This window comes from Agrobacterium sp. P15N1-A, assembly GCF_044626815.1.
In the GTDB taxonomy this organism is placed as follows: domain Bacteria; phylum Pseudomonadota; class Alphaproteobacteria; order Rhizobiales; family Rhizobiaceae; genus Agrobacterium; species Agrobacterium leguminum.
Genome location: NZ_JBIUPF010000001.1, coordinates 96,890 through 121,865, shown reverse-complemented (window position 1 = coordinate 121,865; position 24,976 = coordinate 96,890). Strand labels below are relative to the sequence as shown.

The following is a 24,976-nucleotide window of genomic DNA, read 5'->3' as shown; positions in this document are numbered from 1 at the left end:
CGGCGTCAGGCTGCTTCGATCTCGATCTCGAAACGCATCTGATCATAAGCCGGTTCGACATGATCAGGCGTTTCCCGCATCACCGTCTCATAATCGAGCGGAATATGCATGTGGGTCAAGATCGCCCTTTTGGGTGCGAATCTTTCGATCCAGCCAAGCGCCTGTTCCAGCGAAAGATGGCTGGGGTGGTAACGGTGCTGCAGCGCGTCGATGACGAGGACATCGAGACCGGCAAGCTTCGGCAGGGTCTCAGTCGGAAAATCGCTGACATCGGTGCAATAGGCGACGTCACCAATGCGGAAGCCCAGCGAATGCACATCGCCATGCTGCTGCATGTGCACGTTGAACGGGATCGGCCCGCCTGCCCCATCGATGATCAAGGCCGCGTCGATATCGGCGATGATCCGCGGTTCGACGATGGGCGGATAGCTGCTGCCCGGCGGGGTCTCCAGGCAATAGGCGAAACCGTCCTTTATGCGCGCCATGGTAACGGGATCGGCATAGATCGGAATGCGGCTTTGCTGAAGGGCGAAATAGATGCGCAGATCGTCGATACCGTGCAGATGGTCGGCATGGGCGTGGGTGTAAAGCACCGCATCGACCGCCTCCACCTTCGCCGCGATCATCTGTTCGCGAAAATCCGGGCCTGTGTCGATGACGACGGTCGTCCTTCCGCCATCCGGGCCGATCTGTTCCACCATGAAGGCCGTTCGCGTGCGCCGGTTCTTCGGGTTTTCGGGGTCGCAGGCGCCCCAGTCGCCGTTGATGCGCGGCACGCCGGGCGACGACGCGCAACCGAGAACCGTGAAGCGACGACGGTAGATTGCCACGCTACACCCTTGTCATCTTGGAAAAGCAGCGGAAGGCGTTTTCGGTGGTGATTTCGGCCATGCGCTCATAGGAAACGCCGTGCACCTCGGCCAGAACCTCCGCGGTATTGACCACATAGGACGGCTCGTTGCGCTTTCCCCGCCAGCGCTTCGGCGCAAGATAAGGCGCATCCGTTTCCACCAGCAGCCGGTCCAGCGGCACGGTGGCGGCGATATCGCGGATGTCCTGCGATTTAGGGAAGGTCAGAATGCCGGAAAAGGAGACATAACCGCCAAGCTCGACACCGGTTTTCGCCAGCTCGGGACCGGCGGAAAAGCAGTGCAGGATGAACGGGAAGGCCCCCTTCCCGCTTTCGGCGCGCAAAATAGCGGCCATGTCGTCATCGGCGCTGCGGCTGTGGATGACAAGCGGCAGCTTCGTTCGTCTTGCGGCCTCGATGTGGCGGATAAGGCCGGTCTTCTGGTCTTCCGGCTTCTGCGTATCGTAGAAATAATCCAGACCCGCCTCGCCGATTGCCACGATCTTGTCATGGCTCTCCGCCAGCCGCACGAGCTCATCGGCGGAAATATCCAGTTCCTCGTCGGCATTGTTCGGATGCGTGCCGACCGAACAGAAGACCGACGGATATTTTTCCGTGATCTTCAAAAGTTCGGGCAGACGACGCACCCGGGTCGAGATCGTCACCATCTGGCTCACACCCGAAGCATGGGCGCGGGCGATGATATCGTCGCGCTCAGCTTCGAAATCGGGAAAATCCAGATGGCAATGTGTATCGATCAGCATGGGTCTCGCCTTCACGCTTCCGGTGCGACGTAACGCGGGAAGACCGGCTTCGGTGCTTCCAGCGGCGTGCCCGGAACCAGACGGCCCGCTTCGCCGAGTGCTGCAAAATCACGTTTGTCGGCAGGTGCCGCAACGAGATCCAGCAGCTTGTCGCAGGATTCCGGCATGAACGGCTGCAGGAGAATGCCGATCTGGCGCACCACTTCCGCCGTAACGTAAAGCACGGTGCCCATGCGCTCGGGATCGGTCTTTTTCAGCGCCCACGGCTCCTGCGAGGCGAAATAGCGGTCGGTTTCCGAGACGACGGCGATGATGGCCGCAAGCGCGCGGTGGATGAGCTGCTTGCCCATCTCCTCGCGGCAAAGCGCCAGCAGCCCGTCTGCGGAAGCCAGCATCGCCTTGTCTTCTTCGGTAAACTCACCGGGCGTCGGGATCTGGCCTTCGCAATTCTTGACGATCATCGACAGCGAACGGCTGGCGAGATTGCCGATACCGTTGGCAAGATCGGCATTGATGCGGGTGGCGATGCCCTCTTCGCTATAGCTGCCGTCCTGGCCGAAGGAGACTTCGCGCAGGAAGAAATAACGGACCTGATCGAGACCGAAATGGTTCACCAGATTGGCCGGATCGACGACGTTGCCGAGCGACTTCGACATCTTCTCGCCCTTGTTGAGCAGGAAGCCATGCGCATAGACCCGCTTGGGCAACGGCAGCTTCGCGCTCATCAGGAAAGCGGGCCAATAGACGGCATGGAAACGGATGATGTCCTTGCCGATGATATGCACGTCGGCGGGCCAATATTTCGCACGCGGGCCGTTTTTATCCTCGATGTAACCAGTCGCGGTGATGTAGTTGGTCAGCGCATCGACCCAGACATACATGACGTGTTTCGGATCGTTCGGAACCTTGATGCCCCAGTCGAAGGTGGTGCGCGAAATCGACAGGTCCTTGAGGCCGGATTTGACGAAGGAGATGATTTCGTTGCGGCGCTCCGCCGGACCGATGAACTCCGGATTTTCCTCATAGAGCTTCAGCAGCTTGTCCTGATATTCGGAAAGCTTGAAGAAGTAGCTCTCCTCTTCCACCCACTCGACCGGCGTGCCCTGCGGCCCGTAGCGAACGCCGTCAGCGCGCAGTTCCGTTTCGTCCTCGGCGTAATAGGCCTCGTCGCGCACGGAATACCAGCCGGCATAACTGTCCTTGTAGATGTCGCCGCTATCGGCCATCAGGTTCCATATATTGCGCGAGGTCTCGTGGTGACGCTCTTCCGTGGTGCGGATGAAATCGTCGTTCGAGGCGTTGAGCAGCTTGCCCATCGCGCGGAACTGGTCCGAATTGCGCTCAGCCAGTTCTTCCGGCGAAATGCCTTCCGCCCGCGCCGTCTGCTGCATCTTCTGGCCGTGTTCGTCGGTGCCGGTCAGGAAGAACACATCCATTCCATCCAGGCGCTGAAAGCGTGCCATGGCATCCGTCGCAATCAATTCATAGGCATGGCCGATATGCGGCTTGCCGTTAGGATAGGAGATCGCGGTGGTGATGTAGAATGGTGTCTTGTCTGTCATGACGGTCTATCGACTTTACAGGCTGTTTTTTGGATAGACCGCTCTTAAACCATTGTTCGCAGCAGCGAAAGGCAGAGCGTACGTTTTGTACGACAGCTTGCAGACAAAGCGGATTTGGCGAGCGCTTGGCTTCGCACTTCGTCACCCCGGACCTGATCCGGGGTCCAGCGCGATCAAGTCCTTGATCGCAAAAGACTCGCTTCACGGCGCGGACGCGCCGTGGCTGGATGCCGGATCAAGTCCGGCATGACGGAGGAGAATTTATCCACCGTCGAATCGTACATTCCGCACGATCCCTCGCCTTCAAACGCCGCGAATATCTTCCAGAATGGAAAGCACCATCTGCTTCTTGTCGAGATTATAGGCCTGCGCCACGGTGATGCGCTCCGAGAGCGTCGAGGAAAGCCGTGCATGTTTCTCCGCCGCCGCGATATCGCCCGCCATCGCCGCCGCCCGTGCGCGCTCGATGAGCTCTTCCGTCACATGCTCCATGAAGAAGCCGAGAACGATGTCGCCATCCTTCTGTGCCAGAACCTCGGCGAGCTTATGCATCTGCTTGCGCACGCCGGGCGCTTCGGAAGCCATGACCTCCGCAAGGGCCTCAACAATATCGGAGCCGCCGTAATTCATCAGCTTCAGCGCCTGCGCGACGCTGCCCTTGGAGGCGGCGAGCAGGGCGTCGCGTTTTTCGCCTTCCGGGCTGATGCCGAGATGATCGAGGGACTGCACCATGGCCGCATCGGAAAGCGGCAGGAGCCTGAGCGGCATGCAGCGCGAACGGATGGTCGGCAGCAATTTTCCCGGCGCGTGCGAGAGAACGAGGAACATCGCCCGTTTCGGCGGCTCCTCCAGTATTTTGAGGATCGCATTCGCGGCGTTGCGATTGAGATCGTCGGCAGGATCGATGATGACGATACGCCAGTTGCCGGTGCCGGAGGTCTGCGAGAAGAAGTGCCCTGCCCGCCGCACCTCGTCCACCGTAATGGCGGATTTCACGCGACCGGTCTTTTCATCCACCGGACGGGTCAAATGCAGCAGATTATGCGAAGCGCCGGCGGTAATCTGCCGGCTGACCAGCGATTGCGGATCGGGATCGGTGAGAAAATCCGGCGCCAGCGACGGATCGGGATGGCTGAGCACATGATTGGCGAAACGGAAGGCAAGCGTCGCCTTGCCGATCCCCTCCGGCCCCTCGATCAGAATGGCATGATGGCCCTTGCCGGAACGGTAGGACTGCGCGAGGAAGGCTTCCGCTTCCTCATGCCCGAAAAGCTTCGTGTTCTGCTGCGGCGCAATCGCACCGTCGAGAACGCCCTGAACCTCACTCATGCGCCGCGCCCGCCGCTGTTTTCAGCTGTTCGAGCAAGGGCTCGACGAAGGACATGACATCCTCCGCCACTTTTTCTTCCGGCTGGTCGGCGTTGACGATCCGGCAACGACGCGGCTCGGCAAGCGCAATATCCAGATAGGCTTCCCGCCGCTTCTCGTGGGTCTCGATTTCCTCTTTTTCGAAGCGGTCCGGCGCAGCGCCTTCATCCGCGCGCTTTCTGGCGCGGGCGAGCCCCTTTTCGGCGGCAATATCGAAAATCAGCGTCAGTTCCGGCACGACACCGTCAATCGCAATGCGTTGCAGTGTCTCGATAAAATCCGGCTCCAGATTGCCGGTCGTGCCCTGATAGACGCGGGACGAATCGAGAAACCGGTCGCAGAGCACGATCTCACCGCGCGCAAGTGCCGGGCGAATGACCTCTTCGACATGGTCGTTCCGCGCCGCCGCAAACAGGATCGCTTCCATGCGCACCCCGAAGGATTCCGCAGCGCCGGATAGAAGAACATGCCGGACGGCCTCCGCACCCGGCGAGCCGCCCGGCTCGCGCGTCACGACCACCTCGAAACCACGGCCGCGAAGCGCCTCGGCAAGCGTGCGAATCTGCGTCGACTTGCCGGCGCCTTCGCCGCCTTCGAAGCTGATAAACAATCCGGTCTTTTCGGCCAATGTCACGTCCTGCACGGGTTTCCTCGAATTCGAAATGCCTGTTTACAGCATCGAACCGAAATCTGTGAAGCGCTTTTCAGAAAAACCGATGCCTGAACAAAAGCATAGGAACAAGGCCGCGCATGGAACAGGCTTTCAGAGCCAGAACAGCAGCAGTTCCTTCAGCGCACCTGTCGCATTCTGGGTGAGAGACCCCTTGCCGACTGCCGCCTTCGTATAAAGCGGCACTTCCCGCAACAGGCGCTCGCCCGAAAAAATCTTGAGCGTTCCGGCATTCGCCCCGACGTCCAGCGGCGCATTCAGGGGCCAGCGATAGACGATACGGCCGGAAATACGATCCGGATTATTGACCGGCACAAGCACACTGACATCTTCCTTCGGCGAAAGATCGATATGCGAAACATCGCCGCCATAAACGCTGACAGACCCGACGGCTTCGTCCTTGCTGAAGAGATGGCGTTTTTCAAAGGCGGTCAGGCCCCAGTCCACCACCCGGCGGGCCTCTTCCTGCCGCGTCTTGTCGTCCACGATGCCGGCAAGCGCCAGATAGACCCGGCGGCCGTCCCGCTCGGCCGAAACGACAGCGGCAAAACCGCTGCCTTCCGCAAAACCGAGGCCGAGACCGTCGATACCGCTGCCGGGCATCAGGAGCGTATTCTTGTTGCGCTGGAAAATCCGGTTCCATTCGAAATCCGGTTTGGTGAAAAGCCCGTAACGCTCGGGATAGGTATCACGCAGATGTTGCGCAAGACGCACCATGTCCCTCGCGGTCGTCCGGTTGCCGGGGTCGGGAAGCCCGGTCGAATTGGTGAAGGTGCTGCTGCTCATGCCCAGTTCGCCCGCCCGCACCGTCATGCGCTTGGCGAAAGCGGCATCCGAACCCGCCATGCCTTCGGCAACGACGATGCAGCCGTCATTGGCGTTCTGCACGATGATGCCGGTCAAAAGATCGTTGATGCTGACGGAGGATTTCAGCGCCGCGAACATGGTCGAGGTGCGTGAGGGCGCGCCGCCCGTGCGCCAGGCATATTCCGAGACGGGGTAAGCCGTCTCTGCCGTCACCTGCCCCTTTGACAGCGCATCCAGCACCACTTCCACCGTCATCAGCTTGGCAAGCGAAGCGGGCGGAAAAGGCTGATTCTCGTTTTGCGAAAGAAGCACCGTGCCTGTTTCGGCATCGATCATATAGGCCTGTTCGGCCTTTGCGATGAAGGGGCCGGTCTGCGATTGCACCGGGCCCGCACTGAAAAACGCAAACGCTGCCGCTGCGACGACCGAACAATAGGAGCGATGAATGGCCTTGCGCATGAAACCGCCCAGTCCTGCCTGCCGTAACCGGCTGCCCGCGATAAAGGCGAGAGGCCGGCCGTATCCTTCAATCCGTCAGCGCGACTTCGCCTGCTGACGCTTCACATGGGCGAGTATCGATTGCTCGTTGAGCGCGCCACGGTCGACGAGCACGCTGTCGAAGGCGCTCGCGGTCCTGGAGACCGTAGCCGATTCTTCGGAATAGGCCGCCGCAAATTTGGAAGAAGGCGTCGGCACGCGCAGATAATTGCCGCCGGGCGCCGCCGGCTCACGCATGAAATTGCCTTCCGGACGCTCGGCCAGGATAGGACCGATTTCCGGCAGTATCGCGAACTGCTCGAAAGCCGGCGCCGGGCCGTTGACCAGCGGCATGGCCTGAAGCGCCGCATTCTTCTTGGAACCGACGAGCGCCGTCTGTGCGGAGCCGCCATAATTCGGGTTGGACGCAGGAGCCGGAACGAAATTCGGCGAGGCCGAAGCCACCATCACGCCCGTCGCGATCTGCCCTTCGGGCGCTACACCCGGCGAACGCGAACCCTTCGGAATATAGGATGCCATCAGATAAGGCATGTCGTGACCATCGAGCGGTGCGCGGCCGGCATATTGTACCCGCACATTGGCCGTGCCGGTGGCCTTCATGTCGAGAAGATCGGCCGTCTTGCTGGAAACGTCGATCAGGCGGCCTTCATGGAACGGTCCGCGATCGTTGACGCGCACCAGAACCGAAGCGCCATTTTCCATGTTGGTGATGCGCGCGTAGCTCGGCAGGGGAAATGTCGGATGTGCGGCAGAAAGATGTTCCTTGTCGTAGACTTCGCCATTGGCGGTCAGGCGGCCATGGAAGGCGGAACCGTACCAGGAAGCAAGGCCGGTCTTGTTGTAGCCCGGCTCTTCCTTCGGGAAATAGCGGCGGCCCTTGACGGTATAGGCATTTCCGATCAGTTCGCGCCCGCCGCCCTTGGGAATGGCTTTGCCATCGGCCACGCGCGGACTGGCTTTGACGCCATATTCGGATTCGGAAAAATATTCCTTGCTGCGCTTGGGCTTAGGCTTGGTCTCGGACGTCGTGGAACACGATGCGGTTGCGGCGCAAAGCACGGAAATTGCAAGCCACTTCACGCCCGACCTGGCGTTGATGCCGAGTTTCTTGACCGTAGAATTCAAATCGTCTGCCCCACGCTGCTATTGGCTCGGAGAACCGCACCCTCACTTGCCTCGATTATTTGCCCCTGCCATCGAAGCACCTAACAGTCGCTTAATCTTGTGCATAACGTGGCGAAAATGCGAACGACTTCTGCAAATTCGATAAAATTGTAACGAACGTGGTTAATGATTTCTATCTTTTAAGCCCGCCCATCGGGCCGGCTTTACCCGCCCCAGCATCTCCCGTTCACCGCACCCGCAAGGAACAAACGGACAGCAACCGCGTTCTCTCCCCGCAAACAAACGAGCTTTCCGCCGGTTTCGGCTGAGGGAGGAAACATGATCAAGCTTATGAAAACCACAGCTCTGGCGATGGGCGTCGCCCTGGTATCCTTCGCCGCGCCGATCCCCGCAGGCGCGCAGGACATGGAACTCAGAATCGGCCCCGACGGCGTTCGCCCCGTCATCCGCGATCGTGACCGGGACGTAGACCGCCGCGGCCCGCCCCGCATGCGTGGATGCAGCGAACGCGAAGCCCGCGCCGCCGCCCGTGAGGCAGGCCTGCGCGATCCCGAGGTCGTGCGCGTCACCCCGGGCCGTGTCGTCGTCAAAGGCTTCACGCGCCGGGGACCGGATCGCATCACCTTCGCCAATGAACGCGGCTGCCCGGAAATCTGATTGGATCAGCCGCTTGGAACCCGCCGCAAGGCGGGTTTCCTCGTTTAACCAAAATCGACGGAAAAACGGTCAAAAGCGACCTAAAAAATCTGAATACTATTCGTTCTGGACGCGCTTAAGCGCATCCAAAAGACGACTGCCGGCACCAACTATTTTTGACAATACTTTGATTTGCTCGCGCAACGATACACTTTCAGTTGGTATCGGATAGTTTATTTGATGATCTACTTCGCCCCAAATTTCCTCAAAAAGTGTTCGAACTTGAATTTCACAGCAGAGGGGCGAATCCGCGCGTGGTCGGACAAGATAATGAACGCTCGTGTACGATGTCGATTTTTCGGCTACTTCTAGATCAAATGTTCTAAAGAAAGTTGCGGCTTCCGGGTCCCAAGTGTAAGCTTTCGGACGTTCGCCAAAAACCCAATCCCCATCCTCATCCACTTTACGTCTAATAAGAGCATCGATTGCGGTGAAATCCTCCTGAAAAAGGTGAAGAATCCTTACCCCTGCGAGGTCAGTTACTTCTTGATGCAGATTTTGCGCGTGCTTCTGTCTTCTGGTTCGAGTTGAATGTCAGGAAGCTGCCACATGGGGCGATGGTATTTTTGCGACATGCTAGGAAATGTATTATGGCCATGAATTACAGCTTTGCCACCTATAGAACCTTGCAGTATCTGCCCAAACGGTAATGAATTTTCTTCGTCTACAAAGCTTGAGATCGTTTTTGGTATTTGCTCCGCGTAATGAAAATGCGCCCGTGCTAAATCCAGGTCATTGCCTTGCCCGGAATATCTTTTGGCATTGTAAATCGTATACCCAAGCAGCTTCACAAATTTTTTCGGAAACTGATTTCTCTTACTATCCGAAAGTAAGTGGAAAATGGTGTCGAACTGTTTCCGCCAGAGACGAAGCGCGCTTCCAATATTTCGAATGCCATAAACAGAAAACAGGTCAGGAGAGCAAGGAATAAGGAACCCATCAGCCAAGGTCAGAAGATGACGATTTAGAGCACCCAGACTTGGCGAAGTATCGAAAATTACCAGCTCATAACCATTTTTAGCAGCATATTCATAAGCTAACTGCCGGACCTGCGTTGCTGTGCGGATCGATAAAGGTTCCCCCTGATAGATACCACTCCAACGCTCTCCAATTTTCCCTTCGAATAAATGAAGCGTAAGTCGGCCGGGGATCAGGTGGACATTACCCGTTAAAACTACAGGAGGAGGAAGCCGCTCAAGCTCTGCCGTACCGTCTTCTGTTGGTTTAAGATGGAAATGAATCGACCGAGGCTTGCCGAGAATGGTGTCGAATTCACCGCTGGACATAGAGTTTCTTTTCGAGGCAAAATCCTCAATAAAGTCGTCTTCTACAGCCCAAATATCGTGTATTTTTTCCATCGGCAGTGAAAAAATAGTTAGGTTACACTGCGGATCCAGGTCGACTAAAAGTACTTTTTTACCGAGTTCTCCCAACGCATGAGCCAAATGGAAAGTGAGAGTCGTTTTTCCAACTCCGCCCTTATTATTAAATATCGTCACGATGTAAGGATTCATTTGCCCTCCAAGTCCCGGCACAATCTATCCGTGTTTTCTATTTTAGCTATTAAAAAATCATTTATTCACAACAAATACAAAACAGCGCTGATACCCAACTACGAATAGAGATAGGATATTAGTCCGCTGCTCCCGCCCGCCTTTCGCGCGTATTTGCTGGGCTAGAAAAGCAAATGAGCTACAAGAGCCGTACACACAGCCCGTTCTTGCGAGGCCGTCAAGCGATTATCCGTTGGGCTCATTTTCATCCACCAAGAGAAGTTAGCAAACCTCTTCACACGGCTTGATGGCAGATGGGGTGGGATTCGAACCCACGGTACGCTCTCACGCACGCCGGTTTTCAAGACCGGTTCCTTAAACCACTCGGACACCCATCCATCGGTGGTGAGGCTTTATAGCGGTTTGAAAAAGGCCGTCAATCCCGCCCGGGCGAGCTGTATCGCCCTTCTCTTACGGTTGGCAGATCATTGCCCCGGGGTCGTTGCCGGCGGCAGGAGGGATCCATCGCCCGAAGGTATCGAGGGCACCTGCTGAGCCGTCTCGAATAGCGTCAGGCTTAAAACGATTGCGACAAGCACCAGCAAAAGCGCCACGAAGAGGATTCCCGATTTATCCATGCGTCTGCTCATGTCACGTTATGTTAAAGGCGAATATGTGCAATTCGAGGCAATGCGAAGAATAAAGCGAAAGTCTGTCAAGTTGTCTTACAGATCGTCCAAACTCATCGTTCAAAAATCTGCGGATTGAGCGAAATTTATGCATAGGCGTACTGTTTGGGACGGAAATGGCCTATCGCGTCAGCACTATTGTCACTTATATCAAGCCATCGCTCCCGGGCATTGCCCAACTTTCCCCGAGCGATCAACCTGCCCCGCCTCTTTGCGGGGCTTTTTTCTTTTATGGCCCAGAAGATGAAGCGCGGCCAAAAGGCTCGCGGCTCTCCGACCGCCCTCACCTCAAACGCCGATGCTCGGCCCGCCATTGCCATGCCGGCCGTCACCCCGGAGAATATCCTCAAACAGGTTCAGCAGCGCCGGCGGCAAGGTATCGGACAATTCCGCGATGATTTCGTTGGCGCGATTATAGGAATAGATGGCTGAAAGCGTCAGCACCAGAAGCACGATCCACGGCCAGATCGGCTTGCGCCTTTGCGGCGCTCCGTTCGGTTGTTGCGGTAAAGTCATGCCGGCACCTTCCCTTCAGGCCTTAACGCGCGGTTCGCCTCCGGGCGCATAGGCGGTTTTCTGCAGGAAACGGAATATATTGCCGCACTGGGCGCAGCGGATCATGAAATCCGTCGGATCGCCCGAGGCGCGCTCCGCGCGAAATCCGCGCGGCATTTCATCGATGCGAAAATCGACGTCCCGGCGGCTCTTGTCATCCGATTCCGACGCTTCGGCAAAACCCTGATGACCACATCTGGAACATTCGAGCTTCCGGGAATATCTGTCGCGCGCTGCCATATGCCGTCCTTTGCTTGGTTGGTATCAGGTAGCAGCGGCAAAACATCATTTCAATGCCGATCGCCCCGGGTTAAAGCTTTGCACGGCTATTTCCCGGCCGGAAATTGATCCGGCGGCCGGAACGAATATGGAAGCCCATGAACGACCAGAAACCCCTGCTTTCATCGTCACTCATGCTCCGGGCCGCTCTCATCGCCGGAATTCTTCTCGTCTTTCTCGGCGTCCTCAATGTCGGCATCAAATGGTATGGCGAGCGGATTCTCCAGGCGGGCCATACGACGGCCACCGAGGAGGTGGAGATCGTCATCGGCAACGACCGCCTGAAGCTTGCCAAAAACACCCTGCGGGCGCCTTCCGAGCGCCTCGGCGGAGAACGCGAGCGCGTCGACCTTTATCTGAGCTGGCCTGACCTCAAGGGTTATGAGGAAGCGAATCGCGCCGTCTTCGACGATCCGGCGCAGGCGGCAGGGCTGATCTTCATCCAGCTTTCGCAAAGCACCATGTCCGAGGACATGTCCGGTCGTTTCGGGCCGATCTATTCGCGGCTGACGGAGGGAGAGCCGGTGCCGCTGAAGCACGGCCTGATGCTGCACCGCCTGCGCGCCGATTCCGGCTACGGCAAGGAAGTCATATTGACCGGCAAACGCGAGGGCGAAAGCGCCTATGTGGTGCGCTGCCTCATGCCGCAAACGCCGCAGGAGGCCACCGGCAGCGATTGTCAGAGGGATATTCACGCCGGACAGGACCTGAGCCTGTTCTACCGTTTCTCCTCCGTCCTGCTGCCACAATGGCAAAAGCTGGACGCGGATGTGAAAAACTATATCGAGCGCCGCCTCGTAAAAGACGGAAATCGGTGAAACAGCACGGCACAGATTGCGTGCGAAAAGTCGCATTTTATGGAAGGCAGATACCTTTCATAAACCACTTGGTAACGCCATCCCGATAAAGTTTCTTCCCGGAGCATCGGGCGGGGCGTGTCCGAGCGGAACAGAAATATGCGATTGAAGAGTTCAGCAGTGTTGAAAAGTCTATCTGGGGCACATTCGCGCAAAGCGGGTGCGACGTCTTTCGTAAGGTTTATTGCGTTAACCCTTGCTGCGGCGTTCATAACCGCAACATCCGTTCAAACCGCAAAGGCCGATCCGAAATATGCGGGCATCGTCATCGATGCCAAGACCGGCAAGGTCCTCTATGGCGAGGATCCGGACGGGCTGCGTTATCCGGCTTCGCTGACGAAGATGATGACGCTTTATCTGACATTCGAGGCGCTCAATACCGGACGTATCTCGCTCGATTCCAAGGTGCCGGTGTCAGCCAACGCCGCCAAGGAGCCGCCATCCAAGCTTGGCGTGCGCGCCGGCGGCAGCATCACAGTGGAACAGGCTATCCTTGCACTCGTCACCCGGTCCGCAAATGACATGGCAACCGCGCTCGGCGAATATCTCGGCGGCTCGGAAGACCGTTTCGCCAGAATGATGACCGCCAAGGCCCGTGCACTCGGCATGACCCGCACGACCTATCGCAACGCCAACGGCCTGCCCAACACGGCGCAGATGACGACGGCGCGCGACCAGGCCCGCCTCGGCGTCGCGCTTCGTCAGCATTTCCCACAATATTACGGCTATTTCTCCACCCGCACCTTCAACTTCGGCAAGCAGGTTATCGGCAACCATAACCGCCTCGTCGGAACCGTGAAGGGTGTGGATGGCATCAAGACCGGTTACACCCGCGCAGCCGGCAGCAACCTTGCCACATCGGCGCAGCTCGACGGTCGCTCCATCGTCGCCGTCGTTCTCGGCGGCCGCTCCAGCGCTGCCCGTGACGCCACCATGCGCAAGCTTGTCGCAACCTACCTGCCGCAGGCATCGCGTGGCGGCAACAGCAACCTGATCGCGCAGACCCGCTCAGCGCCTGTCGAAGAGCCCGTCGCCGTGGCCGCTGCTGTTCCGTCCGTTGCAGTTGCAGCAACCGCAGCCGGCCTGCCCAATTCCGGTCCGGTGCCGCAGACCCGTTACGAAGAAGCGCCGGTCACCGCCTTCGCAGGCTCCTCTTCCAATGCAGCCGTCAAGGCCATGGAAGCCGCCACCTGGCAGAAGGGCAAGGATCCAATCAATCAGGCGCCCGCTGCGCCGGACCGCAAGTTGATCACCAACTCGACCAAGGTGGACAATATCGTCACCGCCTCCACCACGGCGCCTGTTGTCTCCGCCCCTTCGGTTTCGGCCAGGTCCGAGGCTCCGCAGGGCGGCTGGGTGATCCAGATTGGTGCATCTCCCGATGAGAACTCCGCGCGCGGCCTGTTGCAGAACGCGCAGGAAAAGGGCGGCGCGGCACTGCGCTCCGCAAAACCCTTCACGGTCGCCTTCAGCAAGGACGGCTCCCAGATCTACCGCGCCCGTTTCGGCGGTTTCGATGGCCAGAACGCCGCGGTGAATGCATGCAATGCATTGAAAAAGAAAGGCGTCAGCTGCTGGGCGTCACTCCAGTAACAGACGTTTCCGCAGGCGGTGCTTCATGGTCGAAACATCGCCTGTCTCCTCGAAGTTTGTAATGTGTAGCGAGGCTTTCCAAGATGGCAGTCAACGAGAATTATTCGGACATTGCGTCTGGCAACGGGCATGGCAGCCTGTCGGTTCTGCATCCCATTCACGAAGCGGCGATGCGTATCGCCGATCTCGGTCTCAATCGTTCCAAGGCGAAGACACGCGATCTCGTGGCGCTGCTTCTATCGCATGGCGCCCGCGCCTGGCGCTCCAATCAGCCGGAAGCGAACATCCACCTTCATGTCGCGAGCCGCTCGGGTCGCGCTCCGGTCCATATTCGCATTCGCTGAAAATCAAACGCAGTCGACAAGACACAAACAAAAACCCCGCGGAGCCTGAGCGCCGCGGGGTTTTTCTTGATTGGTAACCGAAGATAACGAGGCGGCTTACGCCTCGTTTTCCGGTGCCTCCGGCGTATCCGGCAGATCGTCGGCGGCATCTTCGCCATTGCCGTTCTCCGCTTCGTCATCGCCTTCAGGCTCGTTGATGCGCTCCACGGAAACCACCTTCTCATCCTTGGCGGTCGAGAAGATCGTCACACCCTTGGTGGCGCGGCTGGCGATGCGGATGCCGTTGACCGGCACGCGGATGAGCTGACCGCCATCGGAAACCAGCATGATCTGGTCGCCTTCTTCCACGGGGAAGGCCGCGACCAGTTCACCGATCTCGTTGGTCTTCGAGGTATCGGTGGCGCGGATGCCCTTGCCGCCGCGACCCGAGGTGCGGAAATCGTAAGAAGAGGAACGCTTGCCAAAGCCCTTCACGGAAACCGTCAGCACGAATTCTTCGCGTGCCTTCAGTTCCTGATAGCGCTCTTCGCTGAGTTCACCCTCCTCCGTCACTTCCTCGCCGACGAGCGCGATATCATCCTCATCGACACCTGCGGCCCGCCGCTCGGTAGCCGAGCGCTTCAGATAGGCCGCACGCTCCCACGGTTCAGCTTCCACATGGCCCACGATGGTCATGGAGATGATGCGGTCGCCCTCGGCCATGTTGATGCCGCGCACGCCGACGGAGTTGCGGCCGGCAAAGACGCGCACATCGTCCACGGGGAAACGGATGCACTGGCCGAGCGCGGTCGTCAGCAGCACGTCGTCGCGGTCCGTACAGGTTTCGACGGAGAGGATTTCATCGCCCTCCTCGTCCAGCTTCATGGCGATCTTGCCATTGCGGTTGACCTGCACGAAATCGCCGAGCTTGTTGCGGCGAACCGTGCCGCGCGTCGTCGAGAACATCACATCCAGCGTTTCCCAGGTGGTTTCGTCCTCGGGCAACGGCATGATGGTGGTGATGCGCTCGCCGGGCTCCAGCGGCAGCATGTTGATGAGGGCCTTGCCCTTGGACTGCGGCGTGCCGATTGGCAGGCGCCAGACCTTTTCCTTGTAGACGATGCCACGCGAGGAGAAGAACAGCACCGGCGTATGGGTATTGGCAACGAAGAGACGGTTGACGAAATCCTCGTCGCGCGTCGCCATGCCGGAACGCCCCTTGCCGCCTCGACGCTGCGCCCGGTACGTGGTCAGCGGCACGCGCTTGATGTAGCCGAGATGCGAAACGGTGACGACCATGTCCTCGCGGGCGATGAGGTCTTCATCGTCCATATCGGGACCGCCCTCGACGATCTCGGAACGGCGCGGCGTGCCGAACTCATCGCGGATGGCGACAAGCTCGTCCTTGACGATCTGCTGAATGCGCAGGCGCGATGACAGGATTTCGAGGTACTCGGAAATTTCAGCACCGATCTTGTTCAGCTCGTCGCCGATTTCATCGCGGCCAAGCGCGGTGAGGCGGGCAAGGCGCAGTTCGAGAATGGCGCGCGCCTGCTCTTCCGAGAGATTATAGGTGCCGTCTTCGTTGATGCGGTGGCGCGGATCGTCGATAAGACGGATCAGGCTTTCCACATCCTGCGCCGGCCAGCGCCGCGTCATCAGCTCTTCGCGGGCCGAAGCGGGATCCGGCGCATGACGGATAACCCGGATGACCTCGTCGATATTGGCAACCGCAATCGCCAGACCAACCAACACATGCGCGCGCTCGCGCGCCTTGCGCAGCAGATATTTCGTACGACGGCTGACGACATCCTCGCGGAAGGCCACGAAGGCGCGCAGCATGTCGATGAGCGTCATCTGCTCCGGCTTGCCGCCGTTCAGCGCCACCATGTTGCAGCCGAAGGAGGTCTGCAGCGGCGTGTAGCGGTAAAGCTGGTTCAGGATGACTTCGGCATTGGCGTCGCGTTTCAATTCGATGACGACGCGATAGCCCTGACGGTCGGATTCGTCGCGCAGGTCGGAAATGCCCTCGATGCGCTTTTCCTTGACCAGTTCGGCCATCTTTTCGATCATATTCGCCTTGTTCACCTGATAGGGAACTTCGGTGATGATGATCTGCTCGCGGTCGCCGCGCATCGGCTCAATGGTGGCGCGGCCGCGCATGATGACCGAGCCGCGGCCGGTCTCATAGGCCGAACGGATGCCGGAACGGCCCATGATCAGCGCGCCGGTCGGGAAATCCGGGCCGGGAATGATCTGCATCAGCTCCGGCAGCTCGATCGCCGGATTGTCGATCATGGCGATACAGCCGTCGATGACTTCCGAGAGATTGTGCGGCGGAATATTGGTGGCCATGCCGACCGCGATGCCGCCTGCCCCGTTTACCAGAAGGTTCGGGAACTTCGCCGGAATGACGACCGGCTCCTGCAAGGTGCCGTCATAGTTGTCGCGGAAATCGACCGTTTCCTTGTCGAGATCGTCGAGCAGCGAATGGGCGGCCTTTTCCAGACGGCATTCGGTGTAACGTTCTGCCGCCGGCGGGTCGCCGTCGATGGAGCCGAAATTGCCCTGACCGTCGATCAGCGGCAGGCGGAGCGACCAGTCCTGCGCCATACGCGCCAAGGCGTCATAGATCGCCGCATTGCCGTGCGGATGGAATTTACCCATCACGTCCCCGGTAACGCGGGCGCATTTGACGTATTTCTTGTTCCAGTCGATGCCGAGTTCGGACATGCCGTAAAGAATACGGCGATGAACCGGCTTCAGGCCGTCTCGCACATCGGGAAGCGCGCGGGACACGATGACGCTCATGGCGTAATCGAGATACGACCGCTGCATTTCCTCCATGATGGAAATCGGTTCAATGCCTGGCGGAAGTTTTCCGCCGCCGGGGGGGCTCTGGTCAGTCAAAACGGATCACATTCTCTGTTAAGAATCGGATGGATTTTTATAGCGGAAACAGCCACGTTAAGCCAATTTCCCGGCGAGTTTTGAACAGGCTTTTGCGTCATTTGCAAGACGAACGCCGCATTTCACGATTTAGCCCGGCAAAAGCGCCGCCGCTCCCTTTCAAAGTGCCGGCGACTTGCGTAGGCTCCGCCCTAAAAACAGATAAGACGGGGAAAGAATGGCCAGCAGCGAAACGCTCATCAACGCGCTTACCACACTTCTGGTCACGCTCGATCCGCCGGGCCTCGCCCCCGTCTTTCTGGCGCTGACCGCCGGCATGACGCGCGACCAGCGCAGCCAGGTGGCGCTGCGCGGCTCCATCATCGCCTTCGGCATTCTCGCCGTCTTCGCGCTCTTCGGCCTTGCCATCCTCAATCTTCTCGGCATCTCGCTCGGCGCTTTCCGCATCGCCGGCGGCCTGCTGCTGTTCTGGATTTCCTTCGAGATGATTTTCGAAAAACGCCAGGAGCGCAAGGAAAAGACCTCCGAGATCGCCATCACCAAGGACCATCTTCACAATCTGGCGGTCTTTCCGCTGGCGCTGCCCCTGATCGCCGGGCCAGGCGCCATTTCCGCGACCGTGCTACTTGCCGGCTCGATGAAAACCACCGTCGAGATGGTGGTGCTCATCCTGATCCTCGCTTTCGCCATGGCCCTCGTTTATGCGGCCCTGATCGTCTCGGAGCGGATGGACCGTTTTCTCGGCAATACCGGCCGCGCGATCCTGACCCGTCTGCTCGGCGTGCTGCTTGCCGCCCTTTCCGTGCAGTTCGTGGTCGACGGCATAAAATCGGCCTTCGCTTTTTGAAAAGCCGCCCCTTGGTGGCGCCAGCGCAATAAATTCCCGCCAACCGCTAAAATGCCGGAAAATCCTCCCTTTAAATCCGACCGCCGCTTCGGCTAAAAGACGCATGTTTTTTCGGATTCGAAAGTTATCTCCATGCGTTCCACGCTGCGTCGCCTCATCCCGGATGCCGCACCCGTCAGCAACAGGGAAAGGCTGCGCTCGGCAACCGGCGCCTTTGTCGGCATCCTGCTGACCGGCCTTATGGGAAGTCTCGCTCTCAGTTTCGATCCCACCCTGCCCGCCATGATCGCGCCGATGGGAGCTTCGGCCGTGCTTCTGTTCGCCGTGCCCTCAAGCCCGCTGGCGCAGCCCTGGTCGATCCTCTGCGGTAACCTCGTTTCGGCCTTTGTGGGCGTGACAATCGCGCTGCTGGTTCCGGATCTATTTCTTGCCAGCGCGCTCGCCATCAGTCTCGCCATCGCCGCGATGATGGCTTTGCGCTGCCTGCACCCGCCAAGCGGTGCAGTGGCGCTGACCGCCGTTCTTGGCGGCCCTGCCGTGCACAGCCTCGGTTATGGCTTCCTGCTCTGGCCGGTCGCCGGAAATTCGCTGATCCTTCTTGCCTTGGCCCTCGCCTATAACAATGCCACCGGCCGCGCATACCCTCATGGTCTGAAGCTTGGCAAGGCTGCCCACGGCACCACGGATCCGACCCCCATCCAGAAAATCGGCTTTTCCTCCAACGACCTCGACGAGGTGCTGAAGGAATATGACCAGGTCCTCGATATCGACCGTGACGAGCTCGAAACCATTTTACGCAAGACCGAACTGCGCTCCTGGCGTCGCCGTGCGCTGCATCTCGATTGCGCCAGCGTCATGTCGCGCGATGTCGTCGGTGTTGCGCCCGATGACAGTCTGCGACACGCCCATGCCCTGATGCACAGCCACCATTTCAAGGCATTGCCGGTCACCAACGATAAGGCGGAGATCGTCGGCATCGTCACCCAGACGGATTTTCTGGAAAAGGCAAGCTGGAGAAACGGCCGCCCCTCCATCGGTTTCCTGCAGCGGCTGCGCCTCATCCTCTCCGGCGCAAGCGCCCCCAACGATACCGTCAAGGACATCATGACATCGCCAGTCAGAACCGTACGGCCGGAAACGGCAATCGAGGAGGCCATCATCCGCTTTGCCGAAGAAGGACTGCACTACCTGCCGGTTATCGACGCCAGAGGCAAAATGGTAGGCATCGTGTCGCAATCCGATGTCATGGTCGCGATGCTGGCGGACAAGGTCGCGGCATAGGTCCTCGCAGCCTCAAAGCGGGCAGTCCGTGGTTTGCCCGGTGCCCGCCTCCTGTCAGTCGCTGTCTCGCTCAGAACGGAATATCGTCATCCATATCGTTGGAGAAGCCGCCGGAAGGCTGGCCGCCGCCGCTACGGGAAGAGCCGCCGCGCGACGAGGACTGCTGGTCGTAACCACCGCCATAGCTGGAGCCGCCACCGCTGCCATAATCATTGCCGCCGCCGAAATCGCCGCCGCTGCGGCCACCGCCCTCACCGCGACCATCGAGCATCGTCAGCGTGGAGTTGAAGCCCTGCAAAACGATTTCGGTGGAGTAACGGTCGTTGCCGGTCTGGTCCTGCCATTTGCGCGTCTGCAACTGGCCTTCAATATAGAGCTTGGCGCCCTTTTTTACATATTGCTCCACGACCTTGCACAGGCCTTCGTTGAAGACGACGACGGTGTGCCATTCGGTCTTTTCGCGGCGCTCGCCGCTGTTACGGTCCCGCCAGGTCTCCGAGGTGGCAATGCGCAGATTGGCGATGGGGCGGCCATCCTGCGTCCGGCGGATTTCGGGATCGGCGCCCACGTTCCCGATCAGAATTACCTTGTTTACGCTACCAGCCATCTCGTCATCCTGTCCGCCAGCCTTCATGACCGGCAATTGCATTTCAAAAAATTCGCTACACAATAGCTGCCGCCGCCCGCAAAGGGCACCGCAAGCAGGGAACTATCCACAAAGAATAATCTTAAGCTGTGGGAGCCGACATTCGCGCTTGCAATTCGTTCCTTTTTTGTTCTATTAAATCGCAGATTTCGAGTCAAGCATTCCGAAAAGCTGCGACCGATTGGGAATAGACCTCGACACATCCGGCTGCGTCACTACATAAGGACGCGCTGCCATCAAGCCTGTTATTTTTGTCCGAGCCTTGTCATGAGTGAACTGAAGACGATTTCCATCCGTGGCGCCCGCGAGCACAACCTCAAGGGCATCGATCTGGACCTGCCGCGCAACAAGCTGATCGTCATGACCGGCCTTTCCGGTTCGGGCAAGTCTTCGCTTGCCTTCGACACGATCTATGCCGAGGGCCAGCGCCGTTATGTCGAAAGCCTCTCGGCCTATGCGCGCCAGTTCCTGGAAATGATGCAGAAGCCGGATGTCGACCAGATCGACGGCCTGTCGCCGGCAATCTCCATCGAGCAGAAGACCACATCGCGCAATCCGCGTTCCACGGTCGGCACGGTCACCGAAATCTACGACTATATGCGCCTGCTGTTCGCGCGTGTCGGCGTCCCCTATTCGCCGGCCACGGGCCTGCCGATCGAAAGCCAGACGGTCAGCCAGATGGTCGACCGCATTCTCGCTTTCGAGGAAGGCACACGTCTTTATATTCTCGCGCCGATGGTGCGCGGCCGCAAAGGCGAATATAAAAAGGAACTCGCCGATCTGATGAAGAAGGGCTTCCAGCGCGTCAAGGTGGATGGCCAGTTCTACGAAATCGCCGACGTGCCCGCCCTCGACAAGAAATACAAACACGACATCGACGTGGTGGTCGACCGTGCGGTGGTGCGCCCGGATATGGCGGCGCGCCTTGCCGACAGTCTCGAGACCTGCCTCAAGCTCGCCGACGGGTTGGCGGTTGCCGAATTCGCCGACAAGCCCCTGCCGCCGGAAGAAACCGCCGCCGGCGGTTCCGCCAACAAGTCGCTCAACGAGACCCATGAGCGTGTGCTGTTTTCGGAGAAATTCGCCTGCCCCGTTTCAGGCTTTACCATTCCGGAAATCGAGCCAAGGCTGTTCTCCTTCAACAATCCGTTCGGCGCCTGCCCCAGCTGCGATGGCCTCGGCTCGCAGCAGAAGGTGGATGAAAACCTGATCGTGCCGGAACCCGCCCGTACCCTGCGCGACGGCGCCATCGCTCCCTGGGCGAAATCCTCGTCGCCCTATTACAATCAAACGCTGGAAGCGCTCGGCAAGGCTTTCGGTTTCAAGCTGTCGAGCAAGTGGTCGGATCTTTCGAAAGAGGCGCAGCACGCCATCCTGCAGGGCACCGATGACAAGATCGAATTCAACTATCAGGACGGCGCCCGCTCCTACAAGACGGTGAAGAATTTCGAAGGCATCGTGCCCAATCTGGAGCGTCGCTGGAAAGAGACCGACAGCGCCTGGGCGCGCGAGGAAATCGAACGCTACATGTCGGCGGCCCCCTGCCCGGCCTGCGCCGGTTATCGCCTGAAGCCGGAAGCGCTCGCCGTCAAGATCAACAGGCTGCATATCGGCGAAGTCACCGAAATGTCGATCCGCACCGCGCGCGACTGGTTCGAGGTGCTGCCGGAAAACCTCAACGCCAAGCAGAACGAGATCGCAGTCCGCATCCTCAAGGAAATCCGCGAACGCCTGCGTTTCCTCAACGATGTCGGGCTGGATTATCTCAGCCTGTCACGCAATTCGGGCACGCTTTCCGGCGGTGAAAGCCAGCGCATCCGGCTGGCCTCGCAGATCGGTTCGGGCCTCACCGGCGTTCTCTATGTTCTCGACGAACCGTCGATCGGCCTGCACCAGCGCGACAATGCCCGCCTGCTGGATACGCTGAAACACCTGCGCGATATCGGCAATACCGTCATCGTGGTCGAACATGACGAGGATGCCATTCTGACGGCGGATTATGTGGTCGATATCGGCCCGGCCGCCGGCATTCATGGCGGTCAGGTGATCGCTGAGGGCTCACCGCAGGAGGTGATGGCCAATCCGAAATCGCTGACCGGCAAATATCTCTCCGGCGAACTCGGTGTCGCCGTGCCGGCGCAGCGCCGCAAGCCCAAGAAGGGTCGCGAGATCAAGGTTTTTGGCGCACGCGGCAACAATCTGAAGAATGTCACGGCCGCCGTGCCGCTCGGTGTTTTCACCGCCGTAACCGGCGTATCGGGCGGCGGCAAGTCCACCTTCCTGATCGAGACGCTCTACAAATCGGCGGCGCGCCGGGTGATGGGCGCGCGCGAAATCCCGGCCGAACACGACCGCATCGATGGTTTCGAATTCATCGACAAGGTCATCGATATCGACCAGTCGCCGATTGGCCGCACGCCGCGTTCCAACCCGGCCACCTATACCGGCGCCTTCACGCCGATCCGCGACTGGTTCGCCGGCCTGCCGGAAGCCAAGGCGCGCGGTTATGCGCCGGGCCGTTTCTCCTTCAACGTCAAGGGCGGCCGCTGCGAGGCCTGCCAGGGCGATGGCGTCATCAAGATCGAGATGCACTTCCTGCCTGACGTTTACGTCACCTGCGATGTCTGCCACGGCAAGCGTTACAATCGCGAGACGCTCGATGTCACCTTCAAGAGCAGGTCCATAGCCGACGTGCTGGATATGACGGTGGAGGAAGGCGTGGAGTTCTTCGCCGCCGTGCCGGCCGTGCGCGACAAGCTGCAATCGCTTTTCGATGTCGGCCTCGGTTACATCAAGGTCGGCCAGCAGGCCAATACGCTCTCCGGCGGCGAGGCGCAGCGCGTCAAGCTCGCCAAGGAACTGTCGAAACGCTCGACGGGCCGCACGCTCTATATTCTCGACGAACCGACGACCGGCCTGCATTTCCACGATGTCAACAAGCTCCTGGAAATGCTCCATGCGCTGGTCGAACAGGGCAATTCCGTCGTGGTGATCGAGCATAATCTCGAAGTCATCAAGACGGCAGACTGGATCATCGATATCGGCCCCGAAGGCGGCACGGGCGGCGGCGAAGTGGTGGCGACCGGCACACCGGAGGACATCGTCAAGGTCGAGCGTTCCTATACCGGTCACTTCCTGAAGGAGCTTCTGGAGCGCCGGCCGGCCGGAAAACGGGAGGCTGCGGAGTAATCCGCAGCTTTCGTCGCAAGGGTTCGATAGGCCGAAGGCCGGAGGAGGAACAGCATATGTCGACATCAGGCACGATCCGCACCGGTATCGGCGGCTGGACCTTCGAGCCATGGGAAGGTACGTTTTATCCGGAAAAACTGCCGAAGAAGCGCCAGCTGGAGCATGCCAGCCGGCAGCTCACGGCCATCGAGGTGAACGGCACCTATTACAGCAGCCAGAAGCCGGAAACTTTTGCCAAATGGGCTTCCGAAGTGCCCGAGGATTTCATCTTCTCGCTAAAGGCGAGCCGCTTCGTCACCAACCGCAGGGTTCTGGCCGAGGCCGGTGAATCGATGACGAAGTTTCTGACGCAGGGGCTGACGGAACTCGGGTCCCACCTCGGCCCGATCCTCTGGCAATTCGCGCCGACGAAAAAATTCGACGCGGAGGATTTTGGCGCATTTCTGTCCCTGTTGCCCGAGAAGCAGGACGGCATTCGTCTTCGCCATGTCGTTGAGGTGCGCAACGAGACATTTCAGGTTCCGGAATTCATCGATCTTCTCGCCAGGCACAAGGTCGCTGTCGTCTGCGCCGACCATCATGATTATCCGATGCTGCCGGATGTGACGGCCGATTTCGTCTATTGCCGCCTGCAAAAGGGCGAGGACGATATCAAGACCTGTTATCCGAAAAAAGACATCGACCACTGGGCCGAGCGGGTAAACACCTATGCGAAGGGCGGCGTGCCGGACGATCTGCCGCTGATAGCGCCGGATCGGAAGGTCGAAAAGACACCGCGCGATGTCTTCGCCTTCTTCATCACCGGCGGCAAGGTGAATGCGCCTGTTGGTGCACAGGAATTGCAAAAGGCGGTCTGAGCGCTTTCAGCCCGCCATGTCTTTCGTCGGGCTGAAATCGATGGCCGAAAAAGCGGCCTCGATCACCTCCGGGCCAGCGCCCGGTCGGGTGGCGTCGCTGGAGAGGATTTGCCGGAAACGGCGCGCGCCGGGCATGCCCTGAAACAGCCCGACCATGTGGCGGGTGACGTGGTTGAGACGTCCGCCTGCGGCGATATAGTCGGCGGCATAGGCCATCATCGCGTCACGCAGCGCCATCCAGTCCGGCTGGCGAGCCTCTTCGCCATAGATACGATGGTCGACATCGGCAAGAATGGACGTGTTGTGATAAGCGGCGCGGCCAAGCATCACGCCATCCATATGCTGGAGATGCCCGCTCGCCTGATCGAGATCGGCGATACCGCCATTGATGCCGATAAAGACATCAGGGTTTTCCCGCTTCATGCGATAGACGAGATCATAATCGAGCGGCGGCACTTCGCGGTTTTCCTTTGGCGAAAGCCCCTGCAGCCAGGCTTTTCGCGCATGAACCCAGACCGCGTCCGCGCCTGCCGCAACAACCTGTTTCAGAAAATCCGGCAGAACCGCTTCCGGCTGCTGATCGTCCACGCCGATCCGGCATTTCACCGTAACCGGCACGCTGGCGACAGCCTTCAGTGCCGCGACACATTGCGCCACCACCTCCGGTTCGCGCATCAGGCAGGCACCGAAGGTGCCGGATTGCACGCGATCCGAGGGGCAGCCGACATTGAGGTTGATTTCGTCATATCCGTAATCGCCGGCGATCCGCACCGCCTCGGCAAGCTTGGCCGGATCAGACCCGCCAAGCTGCAGCGCAACGGGATATTCCTCAGCGTGGTAACCGAGCAGCCTTTCGCGCTGGCCATGGATGATGGCGTCGGCGACGATCATTTCGGTATAAAGCAGCGCGCGCTTCGACAATTGCCGGTGCAGAAATCTACAGCGGGTATCGGTCCAGTCGATCATGGGGGCCACGGCGAAGATTTTTTCGCCGCTTGCAAGCGCTTGTCTGTACATGGATTAACCTCTTTGCGCCGGCTTCTACAGCAAAGGACCGTAAAAAGCCAGTTTTGCAGGCAGGGTCATTTTGAACTGGAAATCGCCCCGGAATCGCGGG

The 24,976-nt window shown here is 59.2% G+C and carries 23 protein-coding genes and 1 tRNA gene; 8 read left to right on the top strand and 16 right to left on the bottom strand.

Annotated elements, in window-relative coordinates; translation table 11 throughout:
* Nucleotides 1–5: 5 nt before the first annotated feature.
* The 7 genes from ACIK7D_RS00585 to ACIK7D_RS00555 all read right to left on the bottom strand — a co-directional run bounded on the left by ACIK7D_RS00585 (nucleotide 6) and on the right by ACIK7D_RS00555 (nucleotide 7,644).
* Nucleotides 6–830, bottom strand: coding sequence for an MBL fold metallo-hydrolase (locus tag ACIK7D_RS00585; protein WP_137451958.1), 825 nt, complete (start codon nucleotides 828–830; stop codon nucleotides 6–8).
* Between the two features lies 1 nt (nucleotide 831).
* Nucleotides 832–1,614, bottom strand: a complete 783-nt coding sequence (locus tag ACIK7D_RS00580) for a TatD family hydrolase (protein ID WP_127756024.1) — start codon at nucleotides 1,612–1,614, stop codon at nucleotides 832–834.
* A gap of 11 nt (nucleotides 1,615–1,625) precedes the next feature.
* On the bottom strand, nucleotides 1,626–3,176 hold the full coding sequence (gene metG / locus ACIK7D_RS00575) for a methionine--tRNA ligase (protein ID WP_127756023.1): 1,551 nt from the start codon (nucleotides 3,174–3,176) through the stop codon (nucleotides 1,626–1,628).
* Between the two features lie 303 nt (nucleotides 3,177–3,479).
* Nucleotides 3,480–4,505 (bottom strand): DNA polymerase III subunit delta', encoded by a 1,026-nt coding sequence (locus ACIK7D_RS00570; RefSeq protein WP_400155388.1) that lies wholly within the window; start codon nucleotides 4,503–4,505, stop codon nucleotides 3,480–3,482.
* Nucleotides 4,498–5,172, bottom strand: a complete 675-nt coding sequence (tmk, locus tag ACIK7D_RS00565; protein WP_065655460.1) for a dTMP kinase — start codon at nucleotides 5,170–5,172, stop codon at nucleotides 4,498–4,500. The genes ACIK7D_RS00570 and tmk overlap by 8 nt, the downstream gene beginning before the upstream one ends.
* A 135-nt stretch (nucleotides 5,173–5,307) precedes the next feature.
* Entirely contained in the window at nucleotides 5,308–6,480 is a 1,173-nt protein-coding gene (locus tag ACIK7D_RS00560; RefSeq protein ID WP_400155387.1) for a D-alanyl-D-alanine carboxypeptidase family protein, read from the bottom strand.
* Nucleotides 6,481–6,555: 75 nt separating this feature from the next.
* Complete coding sequence (locus tag ACIK7D_RS00555; RefSeq protein ID WP_121490272.1) at nucleotides 6,556–7,644, bottom strand: septal ring lytic transglycosylase RlpA family protein; 1,089 nt, start codon at nucleotides 7,642–7,644, stop codon at nucleotides 6,556–6,558.
* A 318-nt stretch (nucleotides 7,645–7,962) separates the two neighbouring features.
* Here ACIK7D_RS00555 and ACIK7D_RS00550 point away from each other — a divergent pair, with 318 nt between their 5' ends.
* Nucleotides 7,963–8,301 carry a hypothetical protein gene (locus tag ACIK7D_RS00550; RefSeq protein WP_400155386.1) on the top strand — a complete coding sequence of 113 codons (339 nt, stop codon included), beginning with the start codon at nucleotides 7,963–7,965 and terminating at the stop codon, nucleotides 8,299–8,301.
* Between the two features lie 96 nt (nucleotides 8,302–8,397).
* On the opposite strand, the gene ACIK7D_RS00545 is transcribed toward ACIK7D_RS00550, so the two are convergent.
* The 6 genes from ACIK7D_RS00545 to ACIK7D_RS00520 all read right to left on the bottom strand — a co-directional run bounded on the left by ACIK7D_RS00545 (nucleotide 8,398) and on the right by ACIK7D_RS00520 (nucleotide 11,317).
* Nucleotides 8,398–8,799: a hypothetical protein gene (locus ACIK7D_RS00545; RefSeq protein WP_400155995.1), complete on the bottom strand. Its 402-nt coding sequence runs from the start codon at nucleotides 8,797–8,799 to the stop codon at nucleotides 8,398–8,400.
* Between the two features lie 20 nt (nucleotides 8,800–8,819).
* Complete coding sequence (locus tag ACIK7D_RS00540; RefSeq protein ID WP_400155385.1) at nucleotides 8,820–9,854, bottom strand: ParA family protein; 1,035 nt, start codon at nucleotides 9,852–9,854, stop codon at nucleotides 8,820–8,822.
* A gap of 287 nt (nucleotides 9,855–10,141) precedes the next feature.
* Nucleotides 10,142–10,231, bottom strand: a tRNA-Ser gene (locus ACIK7D_RS00535).
* Nucleotides 10,232–10,318: 87 nt separating this feature from the next.
* Nucleotides 10,319–10,471, bottom strand: coding sequence for a hypothetical protein (locus ACIK7D_RS00530; RefSeq protein ID WP_164865308.1), 153 nt, complete (start codon nucleotides 10,469–10,471; stop codon nucleotides 10,319–10,321).
* Nucleotides 10,472–10,810: 339 nt separating this feature from the next.
* Complete coding sequence (locus ACIK7D_RS00525; RefSeq protein WP_035261278.1) at nucleotides 10,811–11,038, bottom strand: hypothetical protein; 228 nt, start codon at nucleotides 11,036–11,038, stop codon at nucleotides 10,811–10,813.
* A gap of 15 nt (nucleotides 11,039–11,053) precedes the next feature.
* On the bottom strand, nucleotides 11,054–11,317 hold the full coding sequence (locus ACIK7D_RS00520; RefSeq protein ID WP_035261275.1) for a hypothetical protein: 264 nt from the start codon (nucleotides 11,315–11,317) through the stop codon (nucleotides 11,054–11,056).
* Nucleotides 11,318–11,454: 137 nt separating this feature from the next.
* On the opposite strand from ACIK7D_RS00520, the gene ACIK7D_RS00515 reads away from it, so the two are divergent.
* The 3 genes from ACIK7D_RS00515 (at nucleotide 11,455) to ACIK7D_RS00505 (ending at nucleotide 14,150) form a co-directional block, all read left to right on the top strand.
* Nucleotides 11,455–12,174 carry a hypothetical protein gene (locus tag ACIK7D_RS00515; RefSeq protein ID WP_400155384.1) on the top strand — a complete coding sequence of 240 codons (720 nt, stop codon included), beginning with the start codon at nucleotides 11,455–11,457 and terminating at the stop codon, nucleotides 12,172–12,174.
* 138 nt (nucleotides 12,175–12,312) lie between these two features.
* The gene (locus ACIK7D_RS00510; RefSeq protein ID WP_080816997.1) at nucleotides 12,313–13,806 is read left to right on the top strand and encodes a D-alanyl-D-alanine carboxypeptidase family protein; all 1,494 of its coding nucleotides are present in this window, start codon (nucleotides 12,313–12,315) and stop codon (nucleotides 13,804–13,806) included.
* An 83-nt stretch (nucleotides 13,807–13,889) separates the two neighbouring features.
* Complete coding sequence (locus ACIK7D_RS00505) at nucleotides 13,890–14,150, top strand: hypothetical protein (protein WP_003502750.1); 261 nt, start codon at nucleotides 13,890–13,892, stop codon at nucleotides 14,148–14,150.
* Between the two features lie 96 nt (nucleotides 14,151–14,246).
* On the opposite strand, the gene gyrA is transcribed toward ACIK7D_RS00505, so the two are convergent.
* Nucleotides 14,247–17,039, bottom strand: a complete 2,793-nt coding sequence (gyrA, locus tag ACIK7D_RS00500; protein WP_035261270.1) for a DNA gyrase subunit A — start codon at nucleotides 17,037–17,039, stop codon at nucleotides 14,247–14,249.
* 217 nt (nucleotides 17,040–17,256) lie between these two features.
* Here gyrA and ACIK7D_RS00495 point away from each other — a divergent pair, with 217 nt between their 5' ends.
* Together ACIK7D_RS00495 and ACIK7D_RS00490 are read left to right on the top strand one after the other, a co-directional pair.
* Nucleotides 17,257–17,886 carry a MarC family protein gene (locus tag ACIK7D_RS00495; protein WP_174024834.1) on the top strand — a complete coding sequence of 210 codons (630 nt, stop codon included), beginning with the start codon at nucleotides 17,257–17,259 and terminating at the stop codon, nucleotides 17,884–17,886.
* A gap of 132 nt (nucleotides 17,887–18,018) precedes the next feature.
* Entirely contained in the window at nucleotides 18,019–19,167 is a 1,149-nt protein-coding gene (locus ACIK7D_RS00490) for an HPP family protein (RefSeq protein WP_400155383.1), read from the top strand.
* A 70-nt stretch (nucleotides 19,168–19,237) separates the two neighbouring features.
* Here the strand turns inward: ACIK7D_RS00490 and ACIK7D_RS00485 are convergent, their stop codons facing one another.
* Nucleotides 19,238–19,816 carry a single-stranded DNA-binding protein gene (locus tag ACIK7D_RS00485; protein WP_400155382.1) on the bottom strand — a complete coding sequence of 193 codons (579 nt, stop codon included), beginning with the start codon at nucleotides 19,814–19,816 and terminating at the stop codon, nucleotides 19,238–19,240.
* Nucleotides 19,817–20,080: 264 nt separating this feature from the next.
* Here ACIK7D_RS00485 and uvrA point away from each other — a divergent pair, with 264 nt between their 5' ends.
* Together uvrA and ACIK7D_RS00475 are read left to right on the top strand one after the other, a co-directional pair.
* Nucleotides 20,081–23,002 carry an excinuclease ABC subunit UvrA gene (gene uvrA / locus ACIK7D_RS00480; protein ID WP_400155381.1) on the top strand — a complete coding sequence of 974 codons (2,922 nt, stop codon included), beginning with the start codon at nucleotides 20,081–20,083 and terminating at the stop codon, nucleotides 23,000–23,002.
* A gap of 56 nt (nucleotides 23,003–23,058) precedes the next feature.
* Nucleotides 23,059–23,859 (top strand): DUF72 domain-containing protein, encoded by an 801-nt coding sequence (locus ACIK7D_RS00475; RefSeq protein WP_400155380.1) that lies wholly within the window; start codon nucleotides 23,059–23,061, stop codon nucleotides 23,857–23,859.
* Nucleotides 23,860–23,865: 6 nt separating this feature from the next.
* On the opposite strand, the gene dusA is transcribed toward ACIK7D_RS00475, so the two are convergent.
* Nucleotides 23,866–24,876 carry a tRNA dihydrouridine(20/20a) synthase DusA gene (gene dusA, locus ACIK7D_RS00470; RefSeq protein ID WP_400155379.1) on the bottom strand — a complete coding sequence of 337 codons (1,011 nt, stop codon included), beginning with the start codon at nucleotides 24,874–24,876 and terminating at the stop codon, nucleotides 23,866–23,868.
* Nucleotides 24,877–24,976: the final 100 nt, after the last annotated feature.

Bases quoted from the DNA above. Each gene is read 5' to 3' on its own strand.
- ACIK7D_RS00490 (WP_400155383.1), top strand. From the start codon at position 18,019: ATGCGTTCCACGCTGCGTCGCCTCATCCCGGATGCCGCACCCGTCAGC.
- ACIK7D_RS00475 (WP_400155380.1), top strand. From the start codon at position 23,059: ATGTCGACATCAGGCACGATCCGCACCGGTATCGGCGGCTGGACCTTC.
- ACIK7D_RS00510 (WP_080816997.1), top strand. From the start codon at position 12,313: ATGCGATTGAAGAGTTCAGCAGTGTTGAAAAGTCTATCTGGGGCACAT.
- ACIK7D_RS00550 (WP_400155386.1), top strand. From the start codon at position 7,963: ATGATCAAGCTTATGAAAACCACAGCTCTGGCGATGGGCGTCGCCCTG.
- ACIK7D_RS00495 (WP_174024834.1), top strand. From the start codon at position 17,257: ATGGCCAGCAGCGAAACGCTCATCAACGCGCTTACCACACTTCTGGTC.
- ACIK7D_RS00505 (WP_003502750.1), top strand. From the start codon at position 13,890: ATGGCAGTCAACGAGAATTATTCGGACATTGCGTCTGGCAACGGGCAT.
- ACIK7D_RS00570 (WP_400155388.1), bottom strand. From the start codon at position 4,505: ATGAGTGAGGTTCAGGGCGTTCTCGACGGTGCGATTGCGCCGCAGCAG.
- ACIK7D_RS00540 (WP_400155385.1), bottom strand. From the start codon at position 9,854: ATGAATCCTTACATCGTGACGATATTTAATAATAAGGGCGGAGTTGGA.
- dusA (WP_400155379.1), bottom strand. From the start codon at position 24,876: ATGTACAGACAAGCGCTTGCAAGCGGCGAAAAAATCTTCGCCGTGGCC.
- ACIK7D_RS00530 (WP_164865308.1), bottom strand. From the start codon at position 10,471: ATGGATAAATCGGGAATCCTCTTCGTGGCGCTTTTGCTGGTGCTTGTC.
- ACIK7D_RS00515 (WP_400155384.1), top strand. From the start codon at position 11,455: ATGAACGACCAGAAACCCCTGCTTTCATCGTCACTCATGCTCCGGGCC.
- metG (WP_127756023.1), bottom strand. From the start codon at position 3,176: ATGACAGACAAGACACCATTCTACATCACCACCGCGATCTCCTATCCT.
- ACIK7D_RS00525 (WP_035261278.1), bottom strand. From the start codon at position 11,038: ATGACTTTACCGCAACAACCGAACGGAGCGCCGCAAAGGCGCAAGCCG.
- ACIK7D_RS00580 (WP_127756024.1), bottom strand. From the start codon at position 1,614: ATGCTGATCGATACACATTGCCATCTGGATTTTCCCGATTTCGAAGCT.
- uvrA (WP_400155381.1), top strand. From the start codon at position 20,081: ATGAGTGAACTGAAGACGATTTCCATCCGTGGCGCCCGCGAGCACAAC.
- ACIK7D_RS00560 (WP_400155387.1), bottom strand. From the start codon at position 6,480: ATGCGCAAGGCCATTCATCGCTCCTATTGTTCGGTCGTCGCAGCGGCA.
- ACIK7D_RS00485 (WP_400155382.1), bottom strand. From the start codon at position 19,816: ATGCAATTGCCGGTCATGAAGGCTGGCGGACAGGATGACGAGATGGCT.
- ACIK7D_RS00520 (WP_035261275.1), bottom strand. From the start codon at position 11,317: ATGGCAGCGCGCGACAGATATTCCCGGAAGCTCGAATGTTCCAGATGT.